This is a genomic window from Pedobacter terrae, assembly GCF_036946585.1.
GTDB classification, from domain to species: Bacteria; Bacteroidota; Bacteroidia; order Sphingobacteriales; family Sphingobacteriaceae; genus Pedobacter; species Pedobacter terrae_C.
Window position 1 is genome coordinate 364,849 of record NZ_JAQIIV010000004.1, and the last position, 21,290, is coordinate 386,138.

The 21,290-nt window shown below is 37.6% G+C and carries 20 protein-coding genes; 11 read left to right on the forward strand and 9 right to left on the reverse strand.

Going from position 1 to position 21,290, the window contains the following annotated elements; all coding sequences use genetic code 11:
* Nucleotides 1-43 precede the first annotated feature (43 nt).
* The 4 genes from PGN18_RS08795 to PGN18_RS08810 are packed head-to-tail and all read left to right on the forward strand — an operon-like array spanning nucleotide 44 to nucleotide 4,202.
* Complete coding sequence (locus PGN18_RS08795; protein ID WP_335319077.1) at nucleotides 44-874, forward strand: hypothetical protein; 831 nt, start codon at nucleotides 44-46, stop codon at nucleotides 872-874.
* The gene (locus PGN18_RS08800; protein ID WP_335319078.1) at nucleotides 875-2,110 is read left to right on the forward strand and encodes a hypothetical protein; all 1,236 of its coding nucleotides are present in this window, start codon (nucleotides 875-877) and stop codon (nucleotides 2,108-2,110) included. It abuts the gene before it with no gap.
* A 2-nt stretch (nucleotides 2,111-2,112) separates the two neighbouring features.
* The gene (locus PGN18_RS08805; RefSeq protein ID WP_335319079.1) at nucleotides 2,113-3,030 is read left to right on the forward strand and encodes a glycosyltransferase family 2 protein; all 918 of its coding nucleotides are present in this window, start codon (nucleotides 2,113-2,115) and stop codon (nucleotides 3,028-3,030) included.
* On the forward strand, nucleotides 2,973-4,202 hold the full coding sequence (locus tag PGN18_RS08810; RefSeq protein WP_335319080.1) for an AMP-binding protein: 1,230 nt from the start codon (nucleotides 2,973-2,975) through the stop codon (nucleotides 4,200-4,202). The genes PGN18_RS08805 and PGN18_RS08810 overlap by 58 nt, the downstream gene beginning before the upstream one ends.
* Nucleotides 4,203-4,221: 19 nt before the next feature.
* On the opposite strand, the gene PGN18_RS08815 is transcribed toward PGN18_RS08810, so the two are convergent.
* The gene (locus PGN18_RS08815; RefSeq protein ID WP_335319081.1) at nucleotides 4,222-5,361 is read right to left on the reverse strand and encodes a PepSY-associated TM helix domain-containing protein; all 1,140 of its coding nucleotides are present in this window, start codon (nucleotides 5,359-5,361) and stop codon (nucleotides 4,222-4,224) included.
* A gap of 3 nt (nucleotides 5,362-5,364) precedes the next feature.
* On the reverse strand, nucleotides 5,365-7,746 hold the full coding sequence (locus PGN18_RS08820) for a TonB-dependent receptor domain-containing protein (protein WP_335319082.1): 2,382 nt from the start codon (nucleotides 7,744-7,746) through the stop codon (nucleotides 5,365-5,367).
* 887 nt (nucleotides 7,747-8,633) lie between these two features.
* Between PGN18_RS08820 and PGN18_RS08825 the strand changes: the two genes are divergently transcribed.
* The 4 genes from PGN18_RS08825 (at nucleotide 8,634) to PGN18_RS08840 (ending at nucleotide 12,476) form a co-directional block, all read left to right on the forward strand.
* Nucleotides 8,634-9,383, forward strand: a complete 750-nt coding sequence (locus PGN18_RS08825) for a hypothetical protein (protein WP_335319083.1) — start codon at nucleotides 8,634-8,636, stop codon at nucleotides 9,381-9,383.
* A 410-nt stretch (nucleotides 9,384-9,793) separates the two neighbouring features.
* The gene (locus PGN18_RS08830) at nucleotides 9,794-11,047 is read left to right on the forward strand and encodes a hypothetical protein (protein WP_335319084.1); all 1,254 of its coding nucleotides are present in this window, start codon (nucleotides 9,794-9,796) and stop codon (nucleotides 11,045-11,047) included.
* Nucleotides 11,044-11,421 (forward strand): response regulator, encoded by a 378-nt coding sequence (locus PGN18_RS08835; protein WP_335319085.1) that lies wholly within the window; start codon nucleotides 11,044-11,046, stop codon nucleotides 11,419-11,421. Before PGN18_RS08830 ends, PGN18_RS08835 begins: the two co-directional genes overlap by 4 nt.
* A gap of 857 nt (nucleotides 11,422-12,278) precedes the next feature.
* Complete coding sequence (locus tag PGN18_RS08840; RefSeq protein WP_335319086.1) at nucleotides 12,279-12,476, forward strand: hypothetical protein; 198 nt, start codon at nucleotides 12,279-12,281, stop codon at nucleotides 12,474-12,476.
* 108 nt (nucleotides 12,477-12,584) lie between these two features.
* Here the strand turns inward: PGN18_RS08840 and PGN18_RS22370 are convergent, their stop codons facing one another.
* Nucleotides 12,585-12,827: a helix-turn-helix domain-containing protein gene (locus PGN18_RS22370; RefSeq protein ID WP_442955342.1), complete on the reverse strand. Its 243-nt coding sequence runs from the start codon at nucleotides 12,825-12,827 to the stop codon at nucleotides 12,585-12,587.
* A 357-nt stretch (nucleotides 12,828-13,184) separates the two neighbouring features.
* Between PGN18_RS22370 and PGN18_RS08845 the strand changes: the two genes are divergently transcribed.
* Both PGN18_RS08845 and PGN18_RS08850 read left to right on the forward strand, forming a co-directional pair.
* On the forward strand, nucleotides 13,185-14,000 hold the full coding sequence (locus PGN18_RS08845) for a hypothetical protein (protein ID WP_335319087.1): 816 nt from the start codon (nucleotides 13,185-13,187) through the stop codon (nucleotides 13,998-14,000).
* A 1-nt stretch (nucleotide 14,001) separates the two neighbouring features.
* Entirely contained in the window at nucleotides 14,002-15,099 is a 1,098-nt protein-coding gene (locus PGN18_RS08850) for a hypothetical protein (protein ID WP_335319088.1), read from the forward strand.
* A 1,069-nt stretch (nucleotides 15,100-16,168) separates the two neighbouring features.
* Here the strand turns inward: PGN18_RS08850 and PGN18_RS08855 are convergent.
* The 6 genes from PGN18_RS08855 to PGN18_RS08880 form a co-directional block, all read right to left on the reverse strand.
* Nucleotides 16,169-17,143 carry a DUF5712 family protein gene (locus PGN18_RS08855; RefSeq protein WP_335319089.1) on the reverse strand — a complete coding sequence of 325 codons (975 nt, stop codon included), beginning with the start codon at nucleotides 17,141-17,143 and terminating at the stop codon, nucleotides 16,169-16,171.
* Between the two features lies 1 nt (nucleotide 17,144).
* Nucleotides 17,145-17,699, reverse strand: coding sequence for a BfmA/BtgA family mobilization protein (locus PGN18_RS08860; protein ID WP_335319090.1), 555 nt, complete (start codon nucleotides 17,697-17,699; stop codon nucleotides 17,145-17,147).
* Between the two features lie 212 nt (nucleotides 17,700-17,911).
* Entirely contained in the window at nucleotides 17,912-18,211 is a 300-nt protein-coding gene (locus PGN18_RS08865; protein WP_335319091.1) for a hypothetical protein, read from the reverse strand.
* The gene (locus tag PGN18_RS08870; protein WP_335319092.1) at nucleotides 18,211-18,480 is read right to left on the reverse strand and encodes a helix-turn-helix domain-containing protein; all 270 of its coding nucleotides are present in this window, start codon (nucleotides 18,478-18,480) and stop codon (nucleotides 18,211-18,213) included. Before PGN18_RS08870 ends, PGN18_RS08865 begins: the two co-directional genes overlap by 1 nt.
* 103 nt (nucleotides 18,481-18,583) lie before the next feature.
* The gene (locus PGN18_RS08875; RefSeq protein ID WP_335319093.1) at nucleotides 18,584-19,342 is read right to left on the reverse strand and encodes a hypothetical protein; all 759 of its coding nucleotides are present in this window, start codon (nucleotides 19,340-19,342) and stop codon (nucleotides 18,584-18,586) included.
* 6 nt (nucleotides 19,343-19,348) lie between these two features.
* Nucleotides 19,349-19,948, reverse strand: a complete 600-nt coding sequence (locus PGN18_RS08880; RefSeq protein ID WP_335319094.1) for a master DNA invertase Mpi family serine-type recombinase — start codon at nucleotides 19,946-19,948, stop codon at nucleotides 19,349-19,351.
* Between the two features lie 70 nt (nucleotides 19,949-20,018).
* Between PGN18_RS08880 and PGN18_RS08885 the strand changes: the two genes are divergently transcribed.
* On the forward strand, nucleotides 20,019-21,275 hold the full coding sequence (locus PGN18_RS08885) for an Eco57I restriction-modification methylase domain-containing protein (RefSeq protein WP_442955347.1): 1,257 nt from the start codon (nucleotides 20,019-20,021) through the stop codon (nucleotides 21,273-21,275).
* Nucleotides 21,276-21,290 lie beyond the last annotated feature (15 nt).

Consider the following 21,290-nt stretch of genomic DNA (forward strand, 5'->3'; position numbering starts at 1 on the left):
TCTGTATCCTTCATAATTTTAATAAACCTTTAACCAAATAATCATGAGAAATTTATTGTCAATTATCATTCCTGTGCTCGAAGGAATGGAGGAGTCTCCATTGAAGCACCAACTTTTAGCCTATTTCCCTAAACAGGCTGAACACTTTAAAACAATCGAAGACAGTTTCGTGAAACTTACTGCAGTGCTGCATGATCGGGATCATCTTAAACCTTTTTTTCATAGCTGGAGCCAAACCAATAACAGTGCAGTTACAGTTGCAGGATTGAGCAACCGAATGACCATGCTGATTCATAAAAACTTACCTGTGGCGGATGAAGCGCAACTTTTCAGATCTGTAGCCAGTCTGAACAGGATTGTTGATGAGGATCTGGCCGTTGTTGGCAAAGTGTTGCACTCTGACCTGTTCTATACCATGGCTACAAATACCTGTGGTGATGATGGATGGTTGTTAAGGCAATACCTTGATCCAAGTGCACGTGCCTTTAAATATTGGAAAGACCAGAACTCATTGCGTAACAAAGATTTATTGATCGGTTTGTTGACTACCCTAGTGCACGAAATTTATACCCATGGAGAGGTGGAGTTTATCTTACCGAAGTTTACACGTTGGCTGGAAGATGATTTTGGTTTTGATAAAGATACCTTGAAACATACACTGGCCTGGATAACGGTACACTGTGGACCTACCGAAAAAAACCATTTCTTTTATGCGGTTAACGCCATCAATTATTACGTTAAAGCGATGGATATAAATTTGGCTGATTATGATTTAAGCGAGATTGTTGCAGATTATTTAAGTAAAAAGGCCGCCGTGATGGAAACCATTAGCGCTAGTTTAGAGCCTGTACTGGCCGAAGAAGAAATTGCATAAATGATGACGGGAAATCTTATAGAAAGCCAAACTGTCTGTAGCAGAGAAACACTAAATGATTTATTGAGGAAACACCTGGGCGAAATACCCTGCAATGGTGCTGATTCATTCTCGCCGGTTCCTGTTGCTGTAAACCGTAGCGAAATTGTAAGAATGGAAAAACTATGCCAGGTGCTGAACAAGGCACTAACCAATGTTGTAAATGCTTATTTTACAGATGAAAGGATACGTGCCATTTATAATTTTGATACTTGTTTAAACCATATTTTGAGCATGGCAAGTGCCCAATCTTACGAAGTGGGCATGTACCGTCCTGATTTTTTACAGGCAGAAGATGGCAGTATCAAAATCTGTGAAATAGGGGCCAGATATCCGATTAATGGGTGGATGATAAGTTATTACCTAAATGTAATTACTGAAGATAGCCGTCTACCCGCATTAGAGGCTGTTCCTCATCAGCGCGATTTTATTCACGCCATTTTTAAACGTTTTAACCATAATGAGCCTATTGTGCTGGTGCATGAGAAAGAAAAAGGTACTGAAGTATTTTACCTGTTGAATGAGTTCAGTAAACGGGGGTTAAATTATATTTCTGCGAACCCAGCCCAGTTGAAATGCCAAAATGGCTCCATTATGTTGGATGGTAAACCCGTTGATCAGTTTATAATGGAAATGGATCGCGAAGAACTGCGTAATTTTGATCCTGAAGTATTAAAACTGGTTATTAGTAAAGGCAACTACTTTAACGATGTACGTACATTGATATTGGTTCATGATAAACGGATCCTTGCTGTGCTCTATAATGAAGAGATCATGAACAATTATCTTTTAGAAGAAGAATATCTTTTCTTAAGGTCGTTTTTAATCCCCACCTATGCACTACATCGATCAGAAAAACGGAACGAGATAAGCAACTCGCCCTTAAATTGGGTGTTAAAACGCAATAGTGGTGGCCGTGGTATTGACATGTATGTGAAAAGTGATTGCCAGGCCGCTGTTTGGACGGATATTGTTGATCAACAATGGACAGAATACATGGTGCAGCAGTATGTACCCCAACGCTGGTTTAAATACGGCAGCGGTACAGAAAAAAGCGAGATCAATTTAGTTGGGATGTTGTTGTGTTATAACGACTGTTCATTTGGTCCTGGTTTGTTTCGTGGTTCAGCGGAAAGCGTGGTTAATGTTCATCAGGGTAGAGGAGTTATTTTTCCTGCAATGATGTCGGCATCCTAGGTATGACGCATGCTATTATTATTCCATTATTCAATAAGGAAGGTTATATTACGCAAACATTAAATTCACTCATCCGGCAAAGCAAATTGCCGGATGAGTTGATCATTGTTGATGATATGAGCACAGATAATAGTCTTTCTATCGTCTACGATTTTTTACGTGATCATATTTCAGCTTTTGGCAATTGCAGGATACAAGTTATTGAACTCACCGAAAATAAGGGGCCGGGCAATGCGCGTAATATCGGTTTTGCTGCTACCAGTTGCGAATTAATCAGTTTTTTGGATGCTGATGACGAATATCATCTGAATTTGCTGGAAGTAGCCGCTAAAGCGTTTGAAACGCATCAGCTGGATCTTATGGTACTTGATATCGCTTTTATGCCAGGAAAAGAAGTATATCCGGATCTCGAACCCTTAAAAAAATACCTGAAACCGCTTGAATCGGATTTATATCTGATTAAAAAGCCTTTAAGGGCAGTTGGCGATTCACATTTTATTATGGGGGTTGGCAGTAATGTAATTACACGAAGTAAATGGATTGCCGCTAACCGATATGAGGCCGATTTGCGGTTAAATGAAGGTATTGATTTTTGGTATCAGGTACTTAAAGGCATATTGAAGGAGGTGCCCGGCAAAATAGCCTTGCAAACCGGGGCTTATCTTTATGTTAATGAGGTGCCCGGAAGCCTTTCCCGGAAAAAATACAGCCATTTCAAACAGATTGAATTGCCACCAGTAATTTCAAGGTATATCAATAGTAAAGACAAACACGATCGGCTGTTGATGGGCATGATTGGTGAGCGCTGGTGTAAACATGCATTACAAAATTTACCCTCCAATCGCCAAAAAATCAGTTTTTTATGGCATTATCGAAGCTATTTGCCCAAATACATCGGCTATCTGCTTATCAAAAAATAAATATTTTAATGGCCAATCCCATCCTTAATCAATACTACCAGATTGTTAAACAATCTGACCTTTTCAGGTCTTATTATCTTGATCATGAAGATTATCAAAATGCACCCATAATAGGTAAAAAGGAATTGATCACGCTGCTAAATAATCATTTTGATCTGCATAGCCAAGAACAAGGTGTTTATCTGGTGCGTTCTGGTGGATCAACCCAAAAACCGTTGGTTTTTCCAGTTGATATTGCAGAAAATTTCGAACAACGTGCAGCCCTTGCTTCCGTATTACAACAAGCTAAAGTATTTACTCCAAAAACCATTGCACTCAATATGTTTGGTTACATGGATATGTACCGTACCGCTGCAATTATGGACGATCTGCTTGAGCGGTGCAATGCAACTACTTTAATAGCCAGTGCCAGCCTACCTTACAAAGATGCTTACCAGATGGCCCTAAATTTTAAGCCCGATTTATTATTGGGTACACCATCAAAATTATTCCTTTTTGCGCAGTACCTTAAAAAACATCAGCTTCGTTTATCCATCACCAATCTTTTGTTTGGTGGTGAGTTTTTGCCGCCATCATATATCAAACTTTTTGAAGATATTTTCGGAACCCGGCAGATCTATTCATTATATGGTTCAGCAGAAACGGGCATATGGGCGTGGTGCGATTATAGCCGATCGCCATTCTTGTTCAACGTGATCGATGGGCTGATAGTGGAACCAGGCAGTACTGATTCAAATGGCTATGGCATCCTCCTTGTCAGTAATTTATTCAGGAAACGTTTTCCAATTTTTAGGTATAATACTGCTGATATCGGCAAATGGGTAGAAGTTGATGGACAACATTATCTCGAATTAAAAGGGAGATCTTCAAATTCTTTTATGTTTAACGAGTGCAACTATGAGCTTGATGATTTTAATACTGTTTTTGCGGGTGTTGAACGCTTTCAGATACAGATCGCATCTCGAGATGGCTATAACGCCATTAGGTTCTTGTTGATCGCTGATATACCTAATGACGATAAAGTAGCCTACATCGAATTAAAGCTTCAGGAAATATACCAGGTGTTTGGCTACAACCTGAAACATGTAGAGGTTTTAGTTGGGCATGATTTAAATCTTTACACTAATGCCGTTACCGGTAAAACGCCAGTGATTATTGATTATCGGAATTGAAAATGATTGTAAATCGTAGCTATGCTGTTGCCAATATTTTTGAAGAACATTTAACAGCCCGGGGCTTTTTTTTCTTTTTGCGTTTACCAAGCCAGATCAGAAAACCGGTTATCGGCAGGCTAGCCGTAAACAAGGAAACCACAAAAGCCAGGATTTTTGTACCCAAACCATAGATACTTCCAGCATGGATGGGCAAAACATATTTCTTGATCTTCGTACCAAAGCTTACAGTAGCAAAGGGCTGTTGCTTGATGAGCTGTCCTGTTTTGCTATCAAAATAAGCTGCATTTGTACATCCGGGAGGTAACTGTTCACTTTCCTTTTGACCCATGATCGCCTGGCCGCCTTTTGGTGGAATGTTGAAGTTTAGTCTACCCGGATTAGGATATAACTTATTCATACTGTCCTCCATCTTCTGCAGGACGCCTGGATCGGCTTTTTTTGACCTCGCCAGATTTTTGGGCAAAAGTTCCTTCTGCACTTTACCATCTGCCAGTTTATAAATCAGGTTTTCTACCCAATCATAACTCATCGCCAGGCCTGTAAGGGTGATCAGAATAAGGAAAAACGACAGATAAAACCCGGTTACCGCATGCAGATCCCAATTAAGCCGCTTGCTTTTAGCTTTCCACTTAATTTTAAAGCGTTGATTGACTGCCTTTTTGTTCGCTGGCCACCAGATGATAATTCCGCTAATGGTAAGAAATAAACAAATGCAGCACGAGATGCCTGTAACGGCTTTTCCTGTTTGATTCAGTAATAAATAACGATGTAGGTTCCTAACAGTTCTAAAAAACTGTTTCTGAAAAAGTCCCTTGTACAAGATTGCTCCGTTATAAGGGTTGATATAAATAACTTTCATTTCAGGCCCTTTACCAACACGCGCCTCTGCGCTTAGTTCAGGTTCAGCTTCTAAAATCAATTTAGATACTTTTTTGCCGGGGTAAATGCTGTTGGCAATATTGAATAAACTGTCTGTACTTAGGCGCACCTGTGCGGGACGTACAAAATGGCGATCTTTAAAAAACACCAGTTCCAGTTCATCCTCAAAAGAAAGCAGGCACCCCGACACGGCGACCACCATTAAAATAAGGCCGGCTATTAAACCCAACCACAAATGCAGCCAGCCCGTAATGCCTTTAAACCGGTTATTTGCCATAAATTAAAACTTAAGCGCGATGCTGCCAATAAATTGCGCCGGAGCTTGTGGCGTTAACCTTACCGACCAGGCTTTTTCATTCGTTAAATTATTTACCTTAAAATTTACGCGGTATCTGGGCTGGTCATAAAATAAGGCAGCATCCAGCATTGTGTAAGCCGGTATGGTAATCTTGGTACTCTGTGTATTGGTTTGGTATGATTTACTTCCATAATTACCCCCAAAGCCAATGCCTAATCCACGCAGGCTGCCCTCTGGTAAGCGATAACTCACCCAAAGGTTAGCCATTTTATCCGGTCCTGATAAGGCCGGGCGCAAATTGTTCACTGTTGCATCAGCATTGGTAAATAAGCTATAATTATAGGCGTAGCCTGCTATAATATTCAAACCGCTGAAAGGATTTGCAATGATATCCACCTCAACGCCACGGCTTAATTGTGCACCATCCTGGATTGAATAATTGATATCCCGTGGATCTAAACGCAACACATTTTCAACTTTTATATTATAGTAACTTATCGTTCCTGATAAACGGTTATGGAATAAGTTGCCCTTCAAACCAAATTCGAGCTGATTGGCATGTTCTGGCTTGAATGAGGTACCATCAAGTGATTGACCATTTCGATTAAAAAATCCGCTCATATAATTACCGAATAACGACAGGTGGTCTTTACTGATTTCATAAACCAATCCTAGCTTTTGTGAAACAGCCGTTTGTTTATAGGGGCCTGCGGATGTGCCGCTTGAACCTAATCCTCCTGTGATTTGCCCGGTTACAATATTATAAACCCCCTTATAGTCAAATGTATTTACCCTGATGCTCGCCATGGCCAGCAATTGGTCGGTAACGTTAAATACGTCTGATACATAGGCACCATAAGTATTATCGCGGTTGTATTCTTTACGTAAAGTGCCTCTGCTGGTTAGCGAATCCACTTTGAAACGGCTGATTCGGTAGGCAGGCTGTGGGTTTATAAAGTTTACATCCTGGTTGTAATTAACCGTAACGCGATCAAAATCGTTATAATTATTATAAAAATCTATACCGGCAACCATACGGTTCCGGAATTTGCCTATTTTAAAATCACCTATAAAGTTCTGCTGTATATTGGTTGCAATAAAATTGGTATTTCCAACAATGATCTGCGGGCGCACGGTTGTTGCAGATCTTCCGTTCAACGCGGTGATGTAACCATCAATGGTAGAGCGGTTTCTTGAAATAATGGTTTGAGATGTCCAGCTACCTGATATTTTATAATTTACCTGTGCAAAAATGTTCAGCATCTGTGTCGAGTAAGTAAGATCGTTGCTCAGGAAGGTTTTATTATAGGGAAAGCCGATATCCGTTACCGATTGATTGGTATTAGGTGTGATAAAAGGATTGAAACGCACAACAGATGTACCTTTTTCCTGTCCAAATTCAACGTCCATCAACAGCGATAACTTATCTGTAATCTGATAGGAAAAACTAGGGGCTATCGCCATATTATTAGTGAAACCAATATCCTGAAAACTTTTTTGATGGGTGGTCGCGGCATTCAAGCGGAATAAAGCCGTTTTATCCGCATTAACGGGGGTATTTAAATCAAGTGTTAAACGATTAAGGTTCCAGCTTCCTGCGGTATAAGCTACTTCACCACCAAAATCATTATAGGGCTTTTTAGTGACTCTATTATAAAGACCGCCGTAACTGCTGGAAATATTAGTGCCGAACAAGGTTGTAGATGGCCCTTTGATGGCTTCAATCCTTTCCAGATTTATAGGGTCAATGAATGAAAAAGCCGGTCCGGCCACACCGTTTCGGGCATTCGGCTCTGTTTCAAAACCACGGGAGCGGAAAGTAACCCTTCCCTGGTTCAGGATCAAAGGGATGCCAGCTCCTGGTACGTTTTTGGAGATGCTACCCAAATCTATTACAGCTTGCTCCTGCATCAATTCCTTTGATACCGAATTGTATACCTGCGGATTCTCCAGGTTTTTAAGTGGTAAGCGCGCCACATAGCGGCTTTCACGTTTTGAAAATTTATTGATGCTGGAAGCAATGGTCACTTCCTGCAAAGCTTGAACGTTTTCTTTTGGTAGTTGAAAATTGCCGGTTGCGGTTTGCCCTGCAATTACGGCAACTTCTATCAGGTATTCAGGTGCGCCCAAAACCTGGATTTTTAAATGATAACTACCCGGGTTAACCCGATTGAAATGGTAAGTGCCAGTTTCATCTGTGAGCGTAGCCTTTTCAAGTTCGGTTATGGTAACAGATGCGGAGGCATAGGGTGTGCCGTTTACCAAAAGGATTTTACCAGTAATGCTTCCGGTATGTTGAGCGCTTGCTGTTAAACAATTGAATAGAATAGAAATTACCAGAATGATACGTAAATAATTTATCATTAGTTTAAGGGATATAAAAATTAAGGCGCAAATATATTTAATTAAAATAAGTCTAAATAAGTTTAGAGAAATAATATTTCAATTTAATATGCATGGTTATGCTAACAAACCTATTGCGGTTCGATGAAGAAAATAGGGGAATGGCAAATACCAATTCTGCTCGCTTAAATCGATTGATATTAAGTTATTTTGGTTTTAGCCTATAATGCTGTTATTCGAAATGACAAAAGGGTGAGATATTAAGCGGGTAATTTTTAAACGAAAAAACCGCGGACTTATTAAATGTCAAAATTATGAATGATACTTAGGTTTAACAAATAAAAAAGGCTACTCTTTGGAGCAGCCTTTGTCTGTTTTGGGAGTAAATCCCTTTTGTAGCCCGTAGGGGAATAACCTAGTTATTGCAACCTGTTGCTCTTCAATCTCTTAAATGGTTTTCGATATTCTACGCACCGAATTACTCACCATTTTCTAATGCACTTTAGCTCTGAATCTTACATTGTAAATATACAAATTTTAGAAATAAACATTAAGATTTTTGGCAACTTGTTTTTTTGCTTAAAAATTCAAGTTTAACATTTGCATAAGCGCAACCTATTCTCAAAGTTTTGTATTAAACAATATCATTAAGATAAATCCAACGGTTTCGACAAGCTTCTTGAAGAGCTTTTTGGGGAGATGTAGATGCGGTTATTAGTCAGGGTAGATTTAGAAGAAGCAACTGAGCCAGAGTAATACAAGATTGACATTTCGAATGACATGTATTTGTTTTCAAGTTTATTAGATAATAAATCATTGCAAGGCTTTATAATCTTGTGAAATATTTCTCGGATAAAAATGTTAGTTTTGATTTTTCAACAAGCGACATTTAGCACACAAATAAGTTAATGACCTCTCAACAAATTCTTTATATTAACTCCTCGATAGCTGTGGAAACAGGTAGGTATAATTTACTCTCTACCGCGGATGACAAATTTCAGTGCCTTAATAATATTATCTCATTAAAAAAACTAGTCAACTATAGTGGCCATGATTCTATCTATTTGGATTTTAAAAAATATGTTAAACTATACATAGAGGCTGTTGAGGAGAAAGACTCTGGTTATGATAATATAGATGTACAGCGCATATCTTCTAAGCTAGCTGATATATTAATTATAGACCAGATTAATATCTTGAAATTCTTCAAAAAGACCTTATTGATCAATGGATATCCGGATGAGGCCAGCGAATGTGAGTGCGTTTTACAGAAATTACGCATAAGCTTTTATAAGGCAAATAAAAATTTCAAGAACTATTGCAAACTCGTTGCTCTCTGGAGTTCCTTGTCAATTAAGAGACTTTTTATTTTGCTACTTGTGTTTTATATCGCGACTGTTCTGCTATTAATACCTGCATACTTTGAATCGCTTGAACTTTTTAAGGTCAACTATACTCGCTTCTCTGAGAACCAAATGTTAAATCATCTTCTAAATGTGCTTACCCTTTTCTTTGATTTATCAGATAATACGATGAAGGTAGAAGCTCAAAATGGTTTCGCCTTAATTCTAATTATTCTATCGAAAATTATCTACATCACTATTTTGGTTAACTTTTTGGCGAAAAAGCTAATTGATTTTATTAAAATTAATGAATAATGTTTTCAATCTTAGATGAAAAATTAAGGGGTTTAATATCCTATATTTTCAGGTCACTCATTGTGGTTTATAGCTTGGTAATTATTTACATTACTCAGAGTAATTATTTTTTGAAAGTTGGGTATATATTTTTTTTGAGCCTCTATTATTTGATATTTACTTTAACTAAAAGAAAGTCACATCCTGACTTAAGGCTTCTTCTTGATTACTGCATAATTTCACTTGTGCTTTATCAAAAGGATATTACGCTTATCTTGAATTATTTCTTATTGTTGATTCCAGTTTTAAATAGTCCAAATCATTCCCATAACAAAAAGAGATATTCTTTGTATATTGTGTTAACCTCGTGTATAATCTTTCTTGGCTGGCATTCGGACAGGCTTTTCATTTTGCTATTCCCAATCTTCCCGATGCTTGTAGTCGATTTTACCTTAAGAATTCGTGATGGTATCAAGCGGCTAAATGAGACCTTGTTTTCAATCATTGACACTTTTTATGCCCAAAACATCGGTAAGAAAGAATCTAGTAAGATATACAATTCCATCATTACAATTTTCTCGACAAGTGCATTTACTCGGAGACTGAATATTGAAACCATACTATGTCTGGTTCAAAAGCGGAAAGAACTATTACTAGTAAATAGTGATCGATTTATACAGAGATTTGAATTTAAATCGAAAGAAGATGTCATTGAATCATTAGAAAATGAAGACATTATTTTTAATAAAACTATTACCATTGATAATATTGTATATAATAATAATGTACTGCTTAAGGTTCGAGGTAATAATAGGGACTATATTTTTGTGTTACCATTTAACATAAGAGTCGTGTCTCATTTAATACGGCTTACATATTTATCAAGGTTAATGCTTTTTCCTTTTTTCAAGCATCTGGCAAGAGTGTTTGAAACCCAACATCAAATTATTGCCCAAAGGCGAAAAAACTTGCATTCATTGCAGGAAAATAAAGAATATATATTAAAAGCGAATGAGGTGATGCACTTTGTTAAGAATTGTCTTTCACCTATAAAAAGCGTCTTGAGGATATCTGAAATGTATTTCGAGACTGAAGAGACAGATATAAAAAGTTATCTAAAGGATACCTTTGATAAGCAGAGAAAACAGGCATTGCTTGAAATTCATAATATTATTACAAGATCAGATTTCATTTTGGAAAAATCTAAGAATCCATTTGAGTCCAACAATATCCATGAAATTCCAGTTTATAATGTAATCAATACTATCAGAAGGATCTGGACAGAAAAATATTCTAATCAGGATATTAGTTTCTCAGATTTTTATGTTGTCGACTTGATGAACAAAATGTGTAGACTAGACGTGGATACGTTATATCTGATTTTGAATAATATAATGAGTAATTTATCCAAATATGGAGCAAAAGAACATAATCTCGATTTTAGTGTTATTGATAAGGAACTTGAAATAGCTTTTACCAACAGCATAAACTTATCCAAAGTTAATCTAGATCAGTTAAGGAGAGATGCGGATAATTATAATAAAAATCTGAGAATCGAGATTTCTAAAAGAAAATCACATGGATTCGCGCATTTAAAATTGTATATTGACTCTATTGGTGCAGATAGCAAAATTGTAGTTGAGAACAATTACTTTACTTTTAAACTTAAATTACCACTAAATTGAAAAAGATAGCAATTTTCGAGAATCAGTATCATCAGGTAAAAATCCAATTTGAAGTTGCAAATAAAATTTTTTTTAATGATATGCTTGAATATCATCAGTTTAATTCTTCTCAGGATTACACACCAATTTCAAATATTTCTGAATTTAACTTAGTAATAATTGACATCTCTCTGTCGTCAAACAGTGATAAAGATGGATTTGATCTAATTGAAGAGATATTAATTCAAAATAATCCGCCAAAAATCTTGATTTTAACGGGTAACAGTAATATCAAGGAAAACTTAAAGAAAAGAAATTTGCCTGATCTACCTATTCTCATGAAACCTATTGACCCAATTGATATTAAAGATAATCTTTCCAAGTTATTGGTGTAGTCTTCTTAAAACTAGAGCATTGCCACGATTGCTTATTAACTTTTGACCTTGAACTTTCATTTTCTTTGAGTCCGTTCTGGGATTTTTTGCAGAAGTGACGAAGAAATATTTATGATGATGTCCCCAAATCATCGGGCTAAAACATCTTGAAATTTTAGTCTATAATGACTAAAGATTAAAACCTTTCAAATAGATAGAAAGAAAGTTTTAATGTTTTTTCATATTAGGAATAGTTGAATTTGGAGAAAATTACTCATTAAACGTATTCATCATTGAAAATTCAGTCAAATCTGTATCTATGCAGTTAAAAATATTTATTAATATTCCAATGGTTATATTGGTGTTTTCAGCTTCATACTTACCGTATTGCGACCAATTAAAATTATTTTCGTAAGTAATTTATCAGGGCTTGAGTAACCTTTGGATTTGAGAAGCAGGATTTAACAGAATTGCCTCCAACTTGCCAAGGGATATAAGCGAGTTTCTTCTAAACTCAGACGAATATTCGATATAGATAAATAGTTAACGATTATAAACAGCTTGGGCAACCTAAACGTTTTCTTACAGAGAGAATATACAAAATATGGCTTCAATAATATAAAGGATTTAGAATTTTTTTAATGAGTTTAAAAAAGTGTAATAAAAATTAAGGTAGTATCCTTTATTTGTGTAAATATCATTATTTGGCAATTGCAGCTTTGTGAGAGTTTGATAGGCTGTAATGAAATCCCCAATAAATCAAAGGTTTTCGCATCAAAATCTAATGTTGATAGTGGCTGATGAAGTAACTGTTTGATTTTAATAGGTTTAGTTCCCTTGCTTGGTTTTGTTTTATATCTTTACACAAAAAAATAAGTATGACTAAAATTATTAAATTAACTAGAAGGGTTAATGGTGAAGGTTACCCAATATATGTAAATGTTGAAAGTATCACTTTTTTTCAGTGGTCTACCCAATATGAATTAACACGAGTTAATTTTAAAACTGGTGGTGATAACAGTCAGATTTCAGTAGAAGAAACGCCAAAAGAAATTGTTGCTGCAATCAATCGATAGTATTTGACAAAATTTTAAGCCATTTAAGGCCTTGTAGTTACGCCAGGCTTTTTTATTTAATGGCCTTCCAACTCTATAATGCCTACAAAATAAATAGGAACTCTAAATTTAAGAAAAGTCGAGTAAATCTCTTGCGTCCACCTTCAAACATCTTGCGTAAATAGATAAATGGCTTATACTGGTATTTATCTGACCAAGTTCGGTTCTTGCAATTTGGCTCTGAGAAACTTCACTAAGTAAAGCTAGTTTCTCTTGTGACAAGCCTTTACTCTCTCTTACCTCTTTCAATCTTTTTCCAAATTTTTTTATAAACTCGTCGTCCTTTAAATACTTCACGTAGCAAATAGACATTTATAAAGTAAAATATTTAATAGCAAATTTGCTATTAAATATTTTTTCTCTTACCTTAGTTATATGAAAAAATAAATGAACTAAAATAAGATCGCAGTTCTATTATCAGCAAAGGAATTGCTAACAAGCCTCGTAACTAAATCTGACAGTTTAATCCCGCGAGCGTAAGTTGAGCAACCAAAGCCCTATATTTGCTATAGGGTTGGTGCTCGCTTATGTCTTTTGTGGGAGCCCTTCTGAAAAGAAGGGTGGCTTTGTCAGAGCCAAGTTACATTAGACTGAGTGAGTTACCAGCCCTATTTTTATCTAGTACCTTCCGGTTGAGGCTTATTTAACAAAAATTAGATAAGAATCAATATGCAATCAACTAGGGTTTTAGGCACAGTAGATCAGAAAAAATATTTCACCAAGTTTAAGGAGGGTGATGAAAAAGGATTTGAATTCTTTTATAATCGGTTATACCCGTCGGTATACCTCTATGGCTTTAAGTACATCAAGGATGATATCAGTGCGGACTGCATCGTAAGCGAAGCCTTCCTCAGGCTCTGGTTATGCCGGAAAAATATTGCCTGTCCCGAGCACATCGAAACCTTCTTGAGGAAAGTAACTGGTGACGGTTGCAGGGCATATTATAAAACGAATGCCAACAGTTTCCAGCACAGCATGCTGAGACTGGATGCAATCGAAAATTATCAGGATTTTATCGGTGGTTACAATCCGGATGATGATTTGGGAACTGATGCCGTCTATTACCTTGAGCTAAGGGATGAAGAAAAAAAGCAGTGGGAGAGGATAGAAGCCGTTCTACCGAACCTCAGCCATGATCAACAGCTTTTTATCCGGCTGTGCATCAAATATTCATTTGATTACCCGCGCATGGCCTGGCATATCGGCGGTATTTCCGATTATCAGGTCGCAAAGAAGGTAGAGCGTACACTGGAATGCCTGAAAGCAATTGTAAACGATGCAGAGAAATTCAGTGAACTGGGAAAGACCAATAGGTTCAGTTTCGAGGGTGAAGTCAGCGAGGAAGAATCCAAAATCCTTACTATGCGTTATGAGTTACAGTACAGCTTCAGTGAGATCGCCGAAGCATTAAATCTTGATCAGGGATATATACAGCGGGCGTTCGCCGCCGCTTCCCTCAGGATCAAAAAAAATAGGAGGAGGTGACATGGAAAAGGATAAGATGATCATTACCCGTAAGATACAGCTTCGGATTGATTCAAATGATAAGGAGATGGTAAAGCAGACAATAGGACAGCTGTACGGCTGGCAGTCGATCTGTTACCGCGCGGCCAATATGATCATGAGCCATCAGTTCATACAGGAACGGGTAAAGGACTTTTTTTATCTTACCGAAGAAATAAAACTCAAGATCGCAGATTCTAAAAAAGAGGAAAACGGGATACTGAAATCCTCCCGGCAGAATACCACCTACCGTTTGCTTTCCGATCATTTCAAAGGGCAGATACCCACAAACATACTGAGCAACCTCAATAACACGCTGATTGCCTATTTTAACCAGGAAAAGGAGGCCTACTGGAAAGGTGAAAAATCCCTGCGCAATTACCAGCGTAACATACCGCTGCCCTTTGGCGCAGAAATAATCTGCCGTTTGTCGAGGACGGCCGACAACCGTGATTTCACCTTTAAGCTTTTCCAGATCCCGTTTAAGACCTACCTTGGAAAGGACAGGTCGGGCAAAAAGAAAATTTTCGAACGGATGATCAATGGCACATTAAAACTCCGTGCAAGCCATATACAACTTAACAAAGGGAAAATATTTCTGCTCGCATCCGTACCGATAGAAAAAGAACATCATTCCCTTGACCCTGCGGTCATTGCTGAAGCCTCTCTTTCCATCGAACATCCGGTAACAGTAAAGATCGGGCAACATGAGCGTGTAATCGGGAATAGGGAAGAGTTCCTCCACCGCAGGCTGGCTATACAGGCCGCAGTAAACAGGGTTAAAAGGGCAGTGCCATTCAACAGGGGCGGTCACGGCAAAAAAAGGAAAATGAAAAGCGTGGAAGATTATAGGCACATGGAAAAACGCTATGTTGAGCAGAAGCTTCATGTTTATAGCCGAATGCTGATCGATTTCTGCATTAAGCACGGCGCTGCAACGCTCCTGCTCCTCAACCAGGAAGAAAAAGAGGAACTAGCAAAGGAAGACCATTATTTGCTGCACAATTGGAGCTATTACAGCCTTAAGGAAAAGATCAGCTATAAGGCAGCATTGGCAGGCATACAGGTCATCACCGAATAGATAATAGAGAGGTTGTTTGCATAACCGTAAGGTGGGACAATTATGTACTCACAAGCCCAAAGACAGGCATTGCAAAGGCGCGGCTCATGTAAAAATAGAGGATAATATTGTCGGTAAGCTATCTTAAGATTGAAGACAACAATTTCCGAAATATCAGGGTACATTTATTGATCTGCGGTAAGTTATAAAGAAGTTCAGCTATGATAATGGAACAAAATTCCTATGAATGATAATATAAAAAAAGAGGTTTTTGGCATAACCGTAGGGTGGGACTCCAAGTGCTCACGAGCCCAAAGACGGGCATTGCAAAGGCGACTCTCATGTCAGAAATGATCAATGATTTTGATGGCAAACGGTCTCCAGATCGAAAGGGATAATTGTAGAAATATCGGGATAAATCTATTATCGCGCGGTCAGTTATAGAGGAAAGTTCAACTATGATAGTGCAGAAGAACGCTTATAGTTGACAATAGAATAAAAAAGAGGTTTTTTGCAAAACCGTAGGGTGAGACAGCTATGTACTCACGAGCCTAATACCTAGGCATGCAATGGCGGGCTTCGTGTCAGAAAAGGAGAACAATCTTGATATTAAGCTGCCTCCAGATCAGGTAATGGCGAAAATATGAGGGTACATTCAGTAATGATGTGCCTAGTTATAAATGAAAGCTCAGCTATAATGTGGTACAAATAACTATATAGACCACGATTAAAAAAAAAGAGGTTTTTTGCAGAACCGTAGAGTGAGACAGCTATGTACTCATGGGCCTAATTACAAGGTATGCAATGGCGGATTTAATGTTAGAACAGATGGAATACAAACCGTAGAGAAAAAGTTAAGCTTCACGATTACGTATATTAAAATTGGGAGCTTTTAAAATTATGAATAGGGCAGATGACCACTGACGTGATATTGAAATATCACATCATCCCAATTCGAAGATGTAGGGCTGCTGTGTTCCTCAAGTTTTTTCCGTAAATGCAAAAGCAAAAACCAGCTGCGGGCTAAGTGTCAAGAGTTTTTGCAGGCCGCAGATGCGCGGGGGGAAATCTATTGTCCATAGTAGTCCGGTTACCTACTAATTCCCTGATTTTGCCCTTTGCGTTTTTTCTTTCTCTTCTTTTCAGCCTGGTCAACTGAACCTGGCCCGAGAGAAGAGGGATAAACGGGTTCCATCATGATTTCTATAAAACCCGAAACCGTTTTTCCCACTGTCTGTAGCAAATCATTTGTGCTGTTGAATAGTCCTAACGATACATCCCCTGCCAGTCTGTTAGTAAACGAATTGGCATTGTTGTTTTGTGCATTCCCAAATTCCAATAGATCCAGCTGCTCTCTCTGCGCAATATTTCCGTTTTGTTGGATATTGGCAAAGGCAAGTGTTTCATTTAACTTCCTGTCAAAGCCAAACAGTTGATCGAAGAGCGTTTCACCTGACTGCTTAAACCCTAGACGGTTAAACTGGCCCAATTTCTTCGAGTGTTCTGTGTTTTTTCCCCTGGAAGTATTCATCGGGCTAAGCTTTAGCCTGTTATTTATATCTTTACGGCTAACAATTATCTGTATGTGCATTTGGTTGCCGCCTTTGATCTCCCCACGTTTTTTATCACCACTAACAACTTCTTTGTCCTTATAAGTGTAATAGCGGTTGTTTTCTATTTTTCCAAACCATAAAAGGTCTTTTGCCGAGTTAATCCCATCCCGTTTGAAGTTTTTGGCATATTCGTCCATTACCTTTTCGGCAAAAAACTTCATCTGGTCTTTTACCCCAGATGCCCCAAACACATCCGTAAGGTGTTTCAGTTCCTTTTGGCTTGGGCTAATGTTGATCAAAAAAAACTTTGCATCAGTCTTGCAGAGTTTTGCAATATTGTTGTCTATAGAGCGCCTCACCTCATAAGGTTCTATGTTGGCTGAGGTATGGTTAAACCAGTTTTCCGGTTTGTTCTTGTTAAAGAGCCTGTTTTCCTTCTCAAGATAATTAACAAGCTCTCCGCTGCTGCCCTTATTGTTTGCCGTTGTACTATCTGTGATATTGATAAACATTTCAAAGAAGTTCTATCTGTTTACGTGTCAGTTTCGCGAGTTCTTCTTTTTCCTTTGAAGAGGTCATCATGTTAAAAGAATCCCTTTCTTTGATGTAACTGTTCAGTAGAAAAAGAAACCTTTCCTTCAATATCTGCTTGGTTTCCATTTTAATCTCTATTTTTTCCACTGACATGCTCAGGGCTGACAGGTTTTTCGCCTGTGCCAACTGGTTTCCAATAACCTCATCATTATGTTTCAGTACCAGGCTATTAAAACAATCCACGATCTTTTTAAGGGTTTCGATCATTCTTACCGCATCTCTTTTTATTGGGATGAGCAGCTCTTTTTCCTGTGTTTTGATAAATCCTATATATTCCTTTTGTCCCTTCAGTATTGTGTTTTTTAAAAGCTCATCATTAAAATCGAGCGGATCCTTTTTGCTACGGTAAAAATAATCAATCATCTGAGAGAATACCTGCCGTTTCGACTTCCCAAGTTTTAGTGCTATCTTTTCAAATTTGGCATCATCCTGCACCGAGTATTTTACCGTTCTCAAACTTTCCTGCATATCCATATATCTGTTTAGCTTTATATCCTGTTATTTTGGACTCCTAATGGAATCCCTTTTTCAAGCCTCATGGTCATTTAATAAAGGCAAAGAACCCCTGGAGGGTTCTTTTAAACCCGTTTGCGTAGCACACGGCAAGCAAAGTAGGGCTCTGCCCAACTTCCGCTTGCTCCTTTTCCCAAAGAAGGAAAAGGACTTTTCTGCAATGTGCCTACCCGTCATGGTTCGCTATTATTTTCCAACAAGGTAATATGGCTGGCAAAGTTTGGATGGTACGACGGTTCGTATTGGATGAGGCCGTTTGCGATCAGCTCGCCCATGCATTTGTGGTAGGTTGCATAGGAACGGATGGCCGAATGTTTCATCAGTTCCCGCCTTGAAACCCGAAACGGGTTTTGGCGCAATGCCTTGTCGTGGTACATGAGTATGGCCGAATAAAGGCTGAGGTGCGATTGACGGAAACGCCTGTTCCCGCTGGCGAGTTTCAGGAAACTGGCCAGTTGTTCTGCCGTTCCCATTACGAATTTCCGATTTCGCCCAACAACTGTTCGATGTCCGCATGTGCATAGTAGAATATGCCACCGATCTTTTCATAGGGAAGTATTCCTTTGATGCGCAGGTTCTGCAACGTGCCAGAGGAAATCTTCAACAGCTTCCTTACCTCCGAACTGCGGAGGAATTGCTTGCTGGTTACCGTTTCATTTGTTTTGATGGTCTGTTTGATCTCCGCTATAAGTTCGGACTTGAACCTGTGGAGCTCTTCTCTCGTTAAGATTTCGATCTGCATAATGCCTCCGTTTTTAAGTTTACGGAAGCAAATTTGTAGTGGAAGATGGTTGAAACAATGACCAGAGAGTTGGTCTGGTCATATACAGTGGATGAACTGCTTGCTATTTTTTGCCAGGTTCTATTGGTATAACTTTGAAAAGGCGATGCTCTGGTTGTATCGAAGTACCTTTGATGGTTACATCTCCTTTTTTGTCAACAAAGTAGTTTCGAGCGGTTTCTATGGGAATATCCTTACCACCGTGTGAGAAATATTTGGAGATCATCTTAGCATACGGAATTTTGTGGTCGCTCTTTATAAGTTTCCTGCCAGATGGCAGTTGTATATCACGCAATTGTTGAATAACATCTATGAAAGTTGGCAGATGTCCATCATCAATCAGGATCTTAAGTGAAACTTCAAATTGATTCAATTCGACCAATTCAGCATTTAGTTTTTCGATTTCTTGTTTTTGGTTCTGGATAAGTTCATCCTTTTCTGCGATAACGATCTTAGATGGTCTGGCATTCCATTGGTCTAAGTTCTTCAAGTATTTTTGGAACTGTTGGAGCTTGGCAAGGTTCTGCCTGTGCATGCCGTGGTTGCTTGAAAAAGGATCCTGCATCTCGAAATGTTTGATCCTTGTTTGAACGATCTGCCAGACGTGACGAAAGAAATCCTTTTCGCTGGCTAAGTTGTTTTCCTGGGCATAATTCAGGTGATAGCTATAATAATCGGCATACTCCTTTTCGTCTATTCTGTAAATTTTTAATAGGAAATGGTTATCATCATGGCTATGCCATAACCCCATGAAAGTACCAAGATCATATGCATGTGGAGAAAATGAAAATGGTTTACGGGGGCTGAAGTAGCTTTTTTTCATAACTATCTAATTTAACAATTTATTCTTTGCAAAAGATGATACAGTCAGCCTATGAACTCCTAAAATTCGACCAATAGCCGAATAGGATTTCCCTTCATCTATTAGGCTTCGAACTTTTTCTGCTTTTTCCGATAATTTCGAGTACGATGATTTACTACCTATTGGCCTTCCAAGCGTTTTTCCTTCAGATCTTATTCTTGCTAAAGCTTCTTTAGTTCTTTGAGATATCAGGTTTCTTTCAATTTCCGCCGACAGGCCAAATGCAAACGCTAAGACTTTCGAGTTTATATTATTACCTAACTCATATCTTTCCTTTATGGTATATACTAAAATGTCTTTTTCCATGCAGTCATGAAGTATTTTCATGATCTGCATCAAATTGCGACCAAGTCTTGATAGCTCCGTTACTATAAGCTGATCACCTTTCTTCATTTTTTTCAAAAGCTTCCCGAATTTTCTTTCATCTAGTTTTTTTGTTGAACTTATTACTTCTTCAATCCAGAGATCAATGGTTATTCTTTTTTCCTCAGAATATTTGGTGATCTCAAATTTTTGATTTGCTAGAGTCTGTTTTTCACTACTTACCCTAATATATCCATAATTCATTAGCTAATTGTTTTAATTTCAGGCAAGATAAATTCGATATTTTATTGAATAAAATAATGGGGCGTTTAAAATAGCCAATTGGAAACCATTCAGCCACGAGAAAACAGATTGGTTTGATCCCGAGTGGATGTTTGGGGTAAAAGGATTTGACATAGTAATAGGTAATCCGCCTTATGTAGATATCAAGAAGTTAGCAAAGGATAAGGTTAAATATTATTTCAAAAATTATCAAACTGCCGAGAACCGAATTAATCTTTATTCAATTTTTATCGAAAAGGGTAAATCACTGTTAAATATTAGCGGGTCACTTGTATATATAAACCCGAACTCAATGCTGATTAACGAATCTTATTTTAAAACTAGAAGCTTCATTATTGAAGATGTAAGGAAGATAATCAAGTTGCCAGATTCTACATTTGAAGCTGCAACAGTTGAAACAATAATATTAATATTGTCTAAGACATTTATTGACCCCATGATATTAGGTAAGTTCTTTGGAAGGAATGAAAAACTACACTTTGGCAATATTAAGTTTAGTAGTTTCAATAAGGAAGATTGGTTAAAAGATCCTCATCTAAGATTTAATATTTTTTCAGAAAATGGTGCAAATAACCTCTTATCAAAAATTGAGGAAGGAAGCGCTAAATTGAGTTCACTTGTCGATTTTTCTTTGGGAATTACTCCATATGATAGCTATAAGGGACATTCCAAAGAACTGATGAATAAAAAGGGTTTCCATTCTTTGGAAAAACTTTCCGAAGAATATGTGCCATTAATAGCTGGAAAAAATATTCATAGATTTGTAGTTTCTGATGTTACAAAGGAATACTTAAGATATGGTCCATGGTTAGGTGCCCCGAGGGATAGGAAGTATTTTGACAATCCTAAAATTATCGTTAGACAAATATTAGGTAATAAAAATCTAAATATCATAGCAGCCTATTCTGATGTTCCTAATTTCTTTACCCAGATTGGTTTCTCACTAATCTCAAAAACGGATGATAATGATATGCTTAAATATATCGTTGCGCTATTGAATTCAAAACTAATAGCATTTTATCATACAGAAAAGTTCCTCGATAAAGAAAAGTCTGTATTCCAGAAAATCTTAATTGCGAATTGTAAAATTCTCCCTATTAAAGTTTCTTCAAATCCAGAAGAAATCATCGAATGTGTTAACTTGATAATTAAGTATAAAAAAATGAATTTCGCCAAAGATATCGAAGAAATAATGCAAAAGATCAACTTACTTGTATATAAAATTTACAATCTTTCTGAAGATGAGATTTGTAAAATTGAAGGAGCTAAACCAATTATACAAAATTAATCAAAGCAAAATGAA

Coding starts and splice junctions, on each gene's coding strand:
- PGN18_RS08795 (WP_335319077.1), top strand. CDS start 44: ATGAGAAATTTATTGTCAATTATCATTCCTGTGCTCGAAGGAATGGAG.
- PGN18_RS08800 (WP_335319078.1), top strand. CDS start 875: ATGATGACGGGAAATCTTATAGAAAGCCAAACTGTCTGTAGCAGAGAA.
- PGN18_RS08805 (WP_335319079.1), top strand. CDS start 2,113: ATGACGCATGCTATTATTATTCCATTATTCAATAAGGAAGGTTATATT.
- PGN18_RS08810 (WP_335319080.1), top strand. CDS start 2,973: ATGGCATTATCGAAGCTATTTGCCCAAATACATCGGCTATCTGCTTAT.
- PGN18_RS08815 (WP_335319081.1), bottom strand. CDS start 5,361: ATGGCAAATAACCGGTTTAAAGGCATTACGGGCTGGCTGCATTTGTGG.
- PGN18_RS08820 (WP_335319082.1), bottom strand. CDS start 7,746: ATGATAAATTATTTACGTATCATTCTGGTAATTTCTATTCTATTCAAT.
- PGN18_RS08825 (WP_335319083.1), top strand. CDS start 8,634: ATGACCTCTCAACAAATTCTTTATATTAACTCCTCGATAGCTGTGGAA.
- PGN18_RS08830 (WP_335319084.1), top strand. CDS start 9,794: ATGCTTGTAGTCGATTTTACCTTAAGAATTCGTGATGGTATCAAGCGG.
- PGN18_RS08840 (WP_335319086.1), top strand. CDS start 12,279: ATGACTAAAATTATTAAATTAACTAGAAGGGTTAATGGTGAAGGTTAC.
- PGN18_RS22370 (WP_442955342.1), bottom strand. CDS start 12,827: ATGTCTATTTGCTACGTGAAGTATTTAAAGGACGACGAGTTTATAAAA.
- PGN18_RS08845 (WP_335319087.1), top strand. CDS start 13,185: ATGCAATCAACTAGGGTTTTAGGCACAGTAGATCAGAAAAAATATTTC.
- PGN18_RS08850 (WP_335319088.1), top strand. CDS start 14,002: ATGGAAAAGGATAAGATGATCATTACCCGTAAGATACAGCTTCGGATT.
- PGN18_RS08855 (WP_335319089.1), bottom strand. CDS start 17,143: ATGTTTATCAATATCACAGATAGTACAACGGCAAACAATAAGGGCAGC.
- PGN18_RS08860 (WP_335319090.1), bottom strand. CDS start 17,699: ATGGATATGCAGGAAAGTTTGAGAACGGTAAAATACTCGGTGCAGGAT.
- PGN18_RS08865 (WP_335319091.1), bottom strand. CDS start 18,211: ATGGGAACGGCAGAACAACTGGCCAGTTTCCTGAAACTCGCCAGCGGG.
- PGN18_RS08870 (WP_335319092.1), bottom strand. CDS start 18,480: ATGCAGATCGAAATCTTAACGAGAGAAGAGCTCCACAGGTTCAAGTCC.
- PGN18_RS08875 (WP_335319093.1), bottom strand. CDS start 19,342: ATGAAAAAAAGCTACTTCAGCCCCCGTAAACCATTTTCATTTTCTCCA.
- PGN18_RS08880 (WP_335319094.1), bottom strand. CDS start 19,948: ATGAATTATGGATATATTAGGGTAAGTAGTGAAAAACAGACTCTAGCA.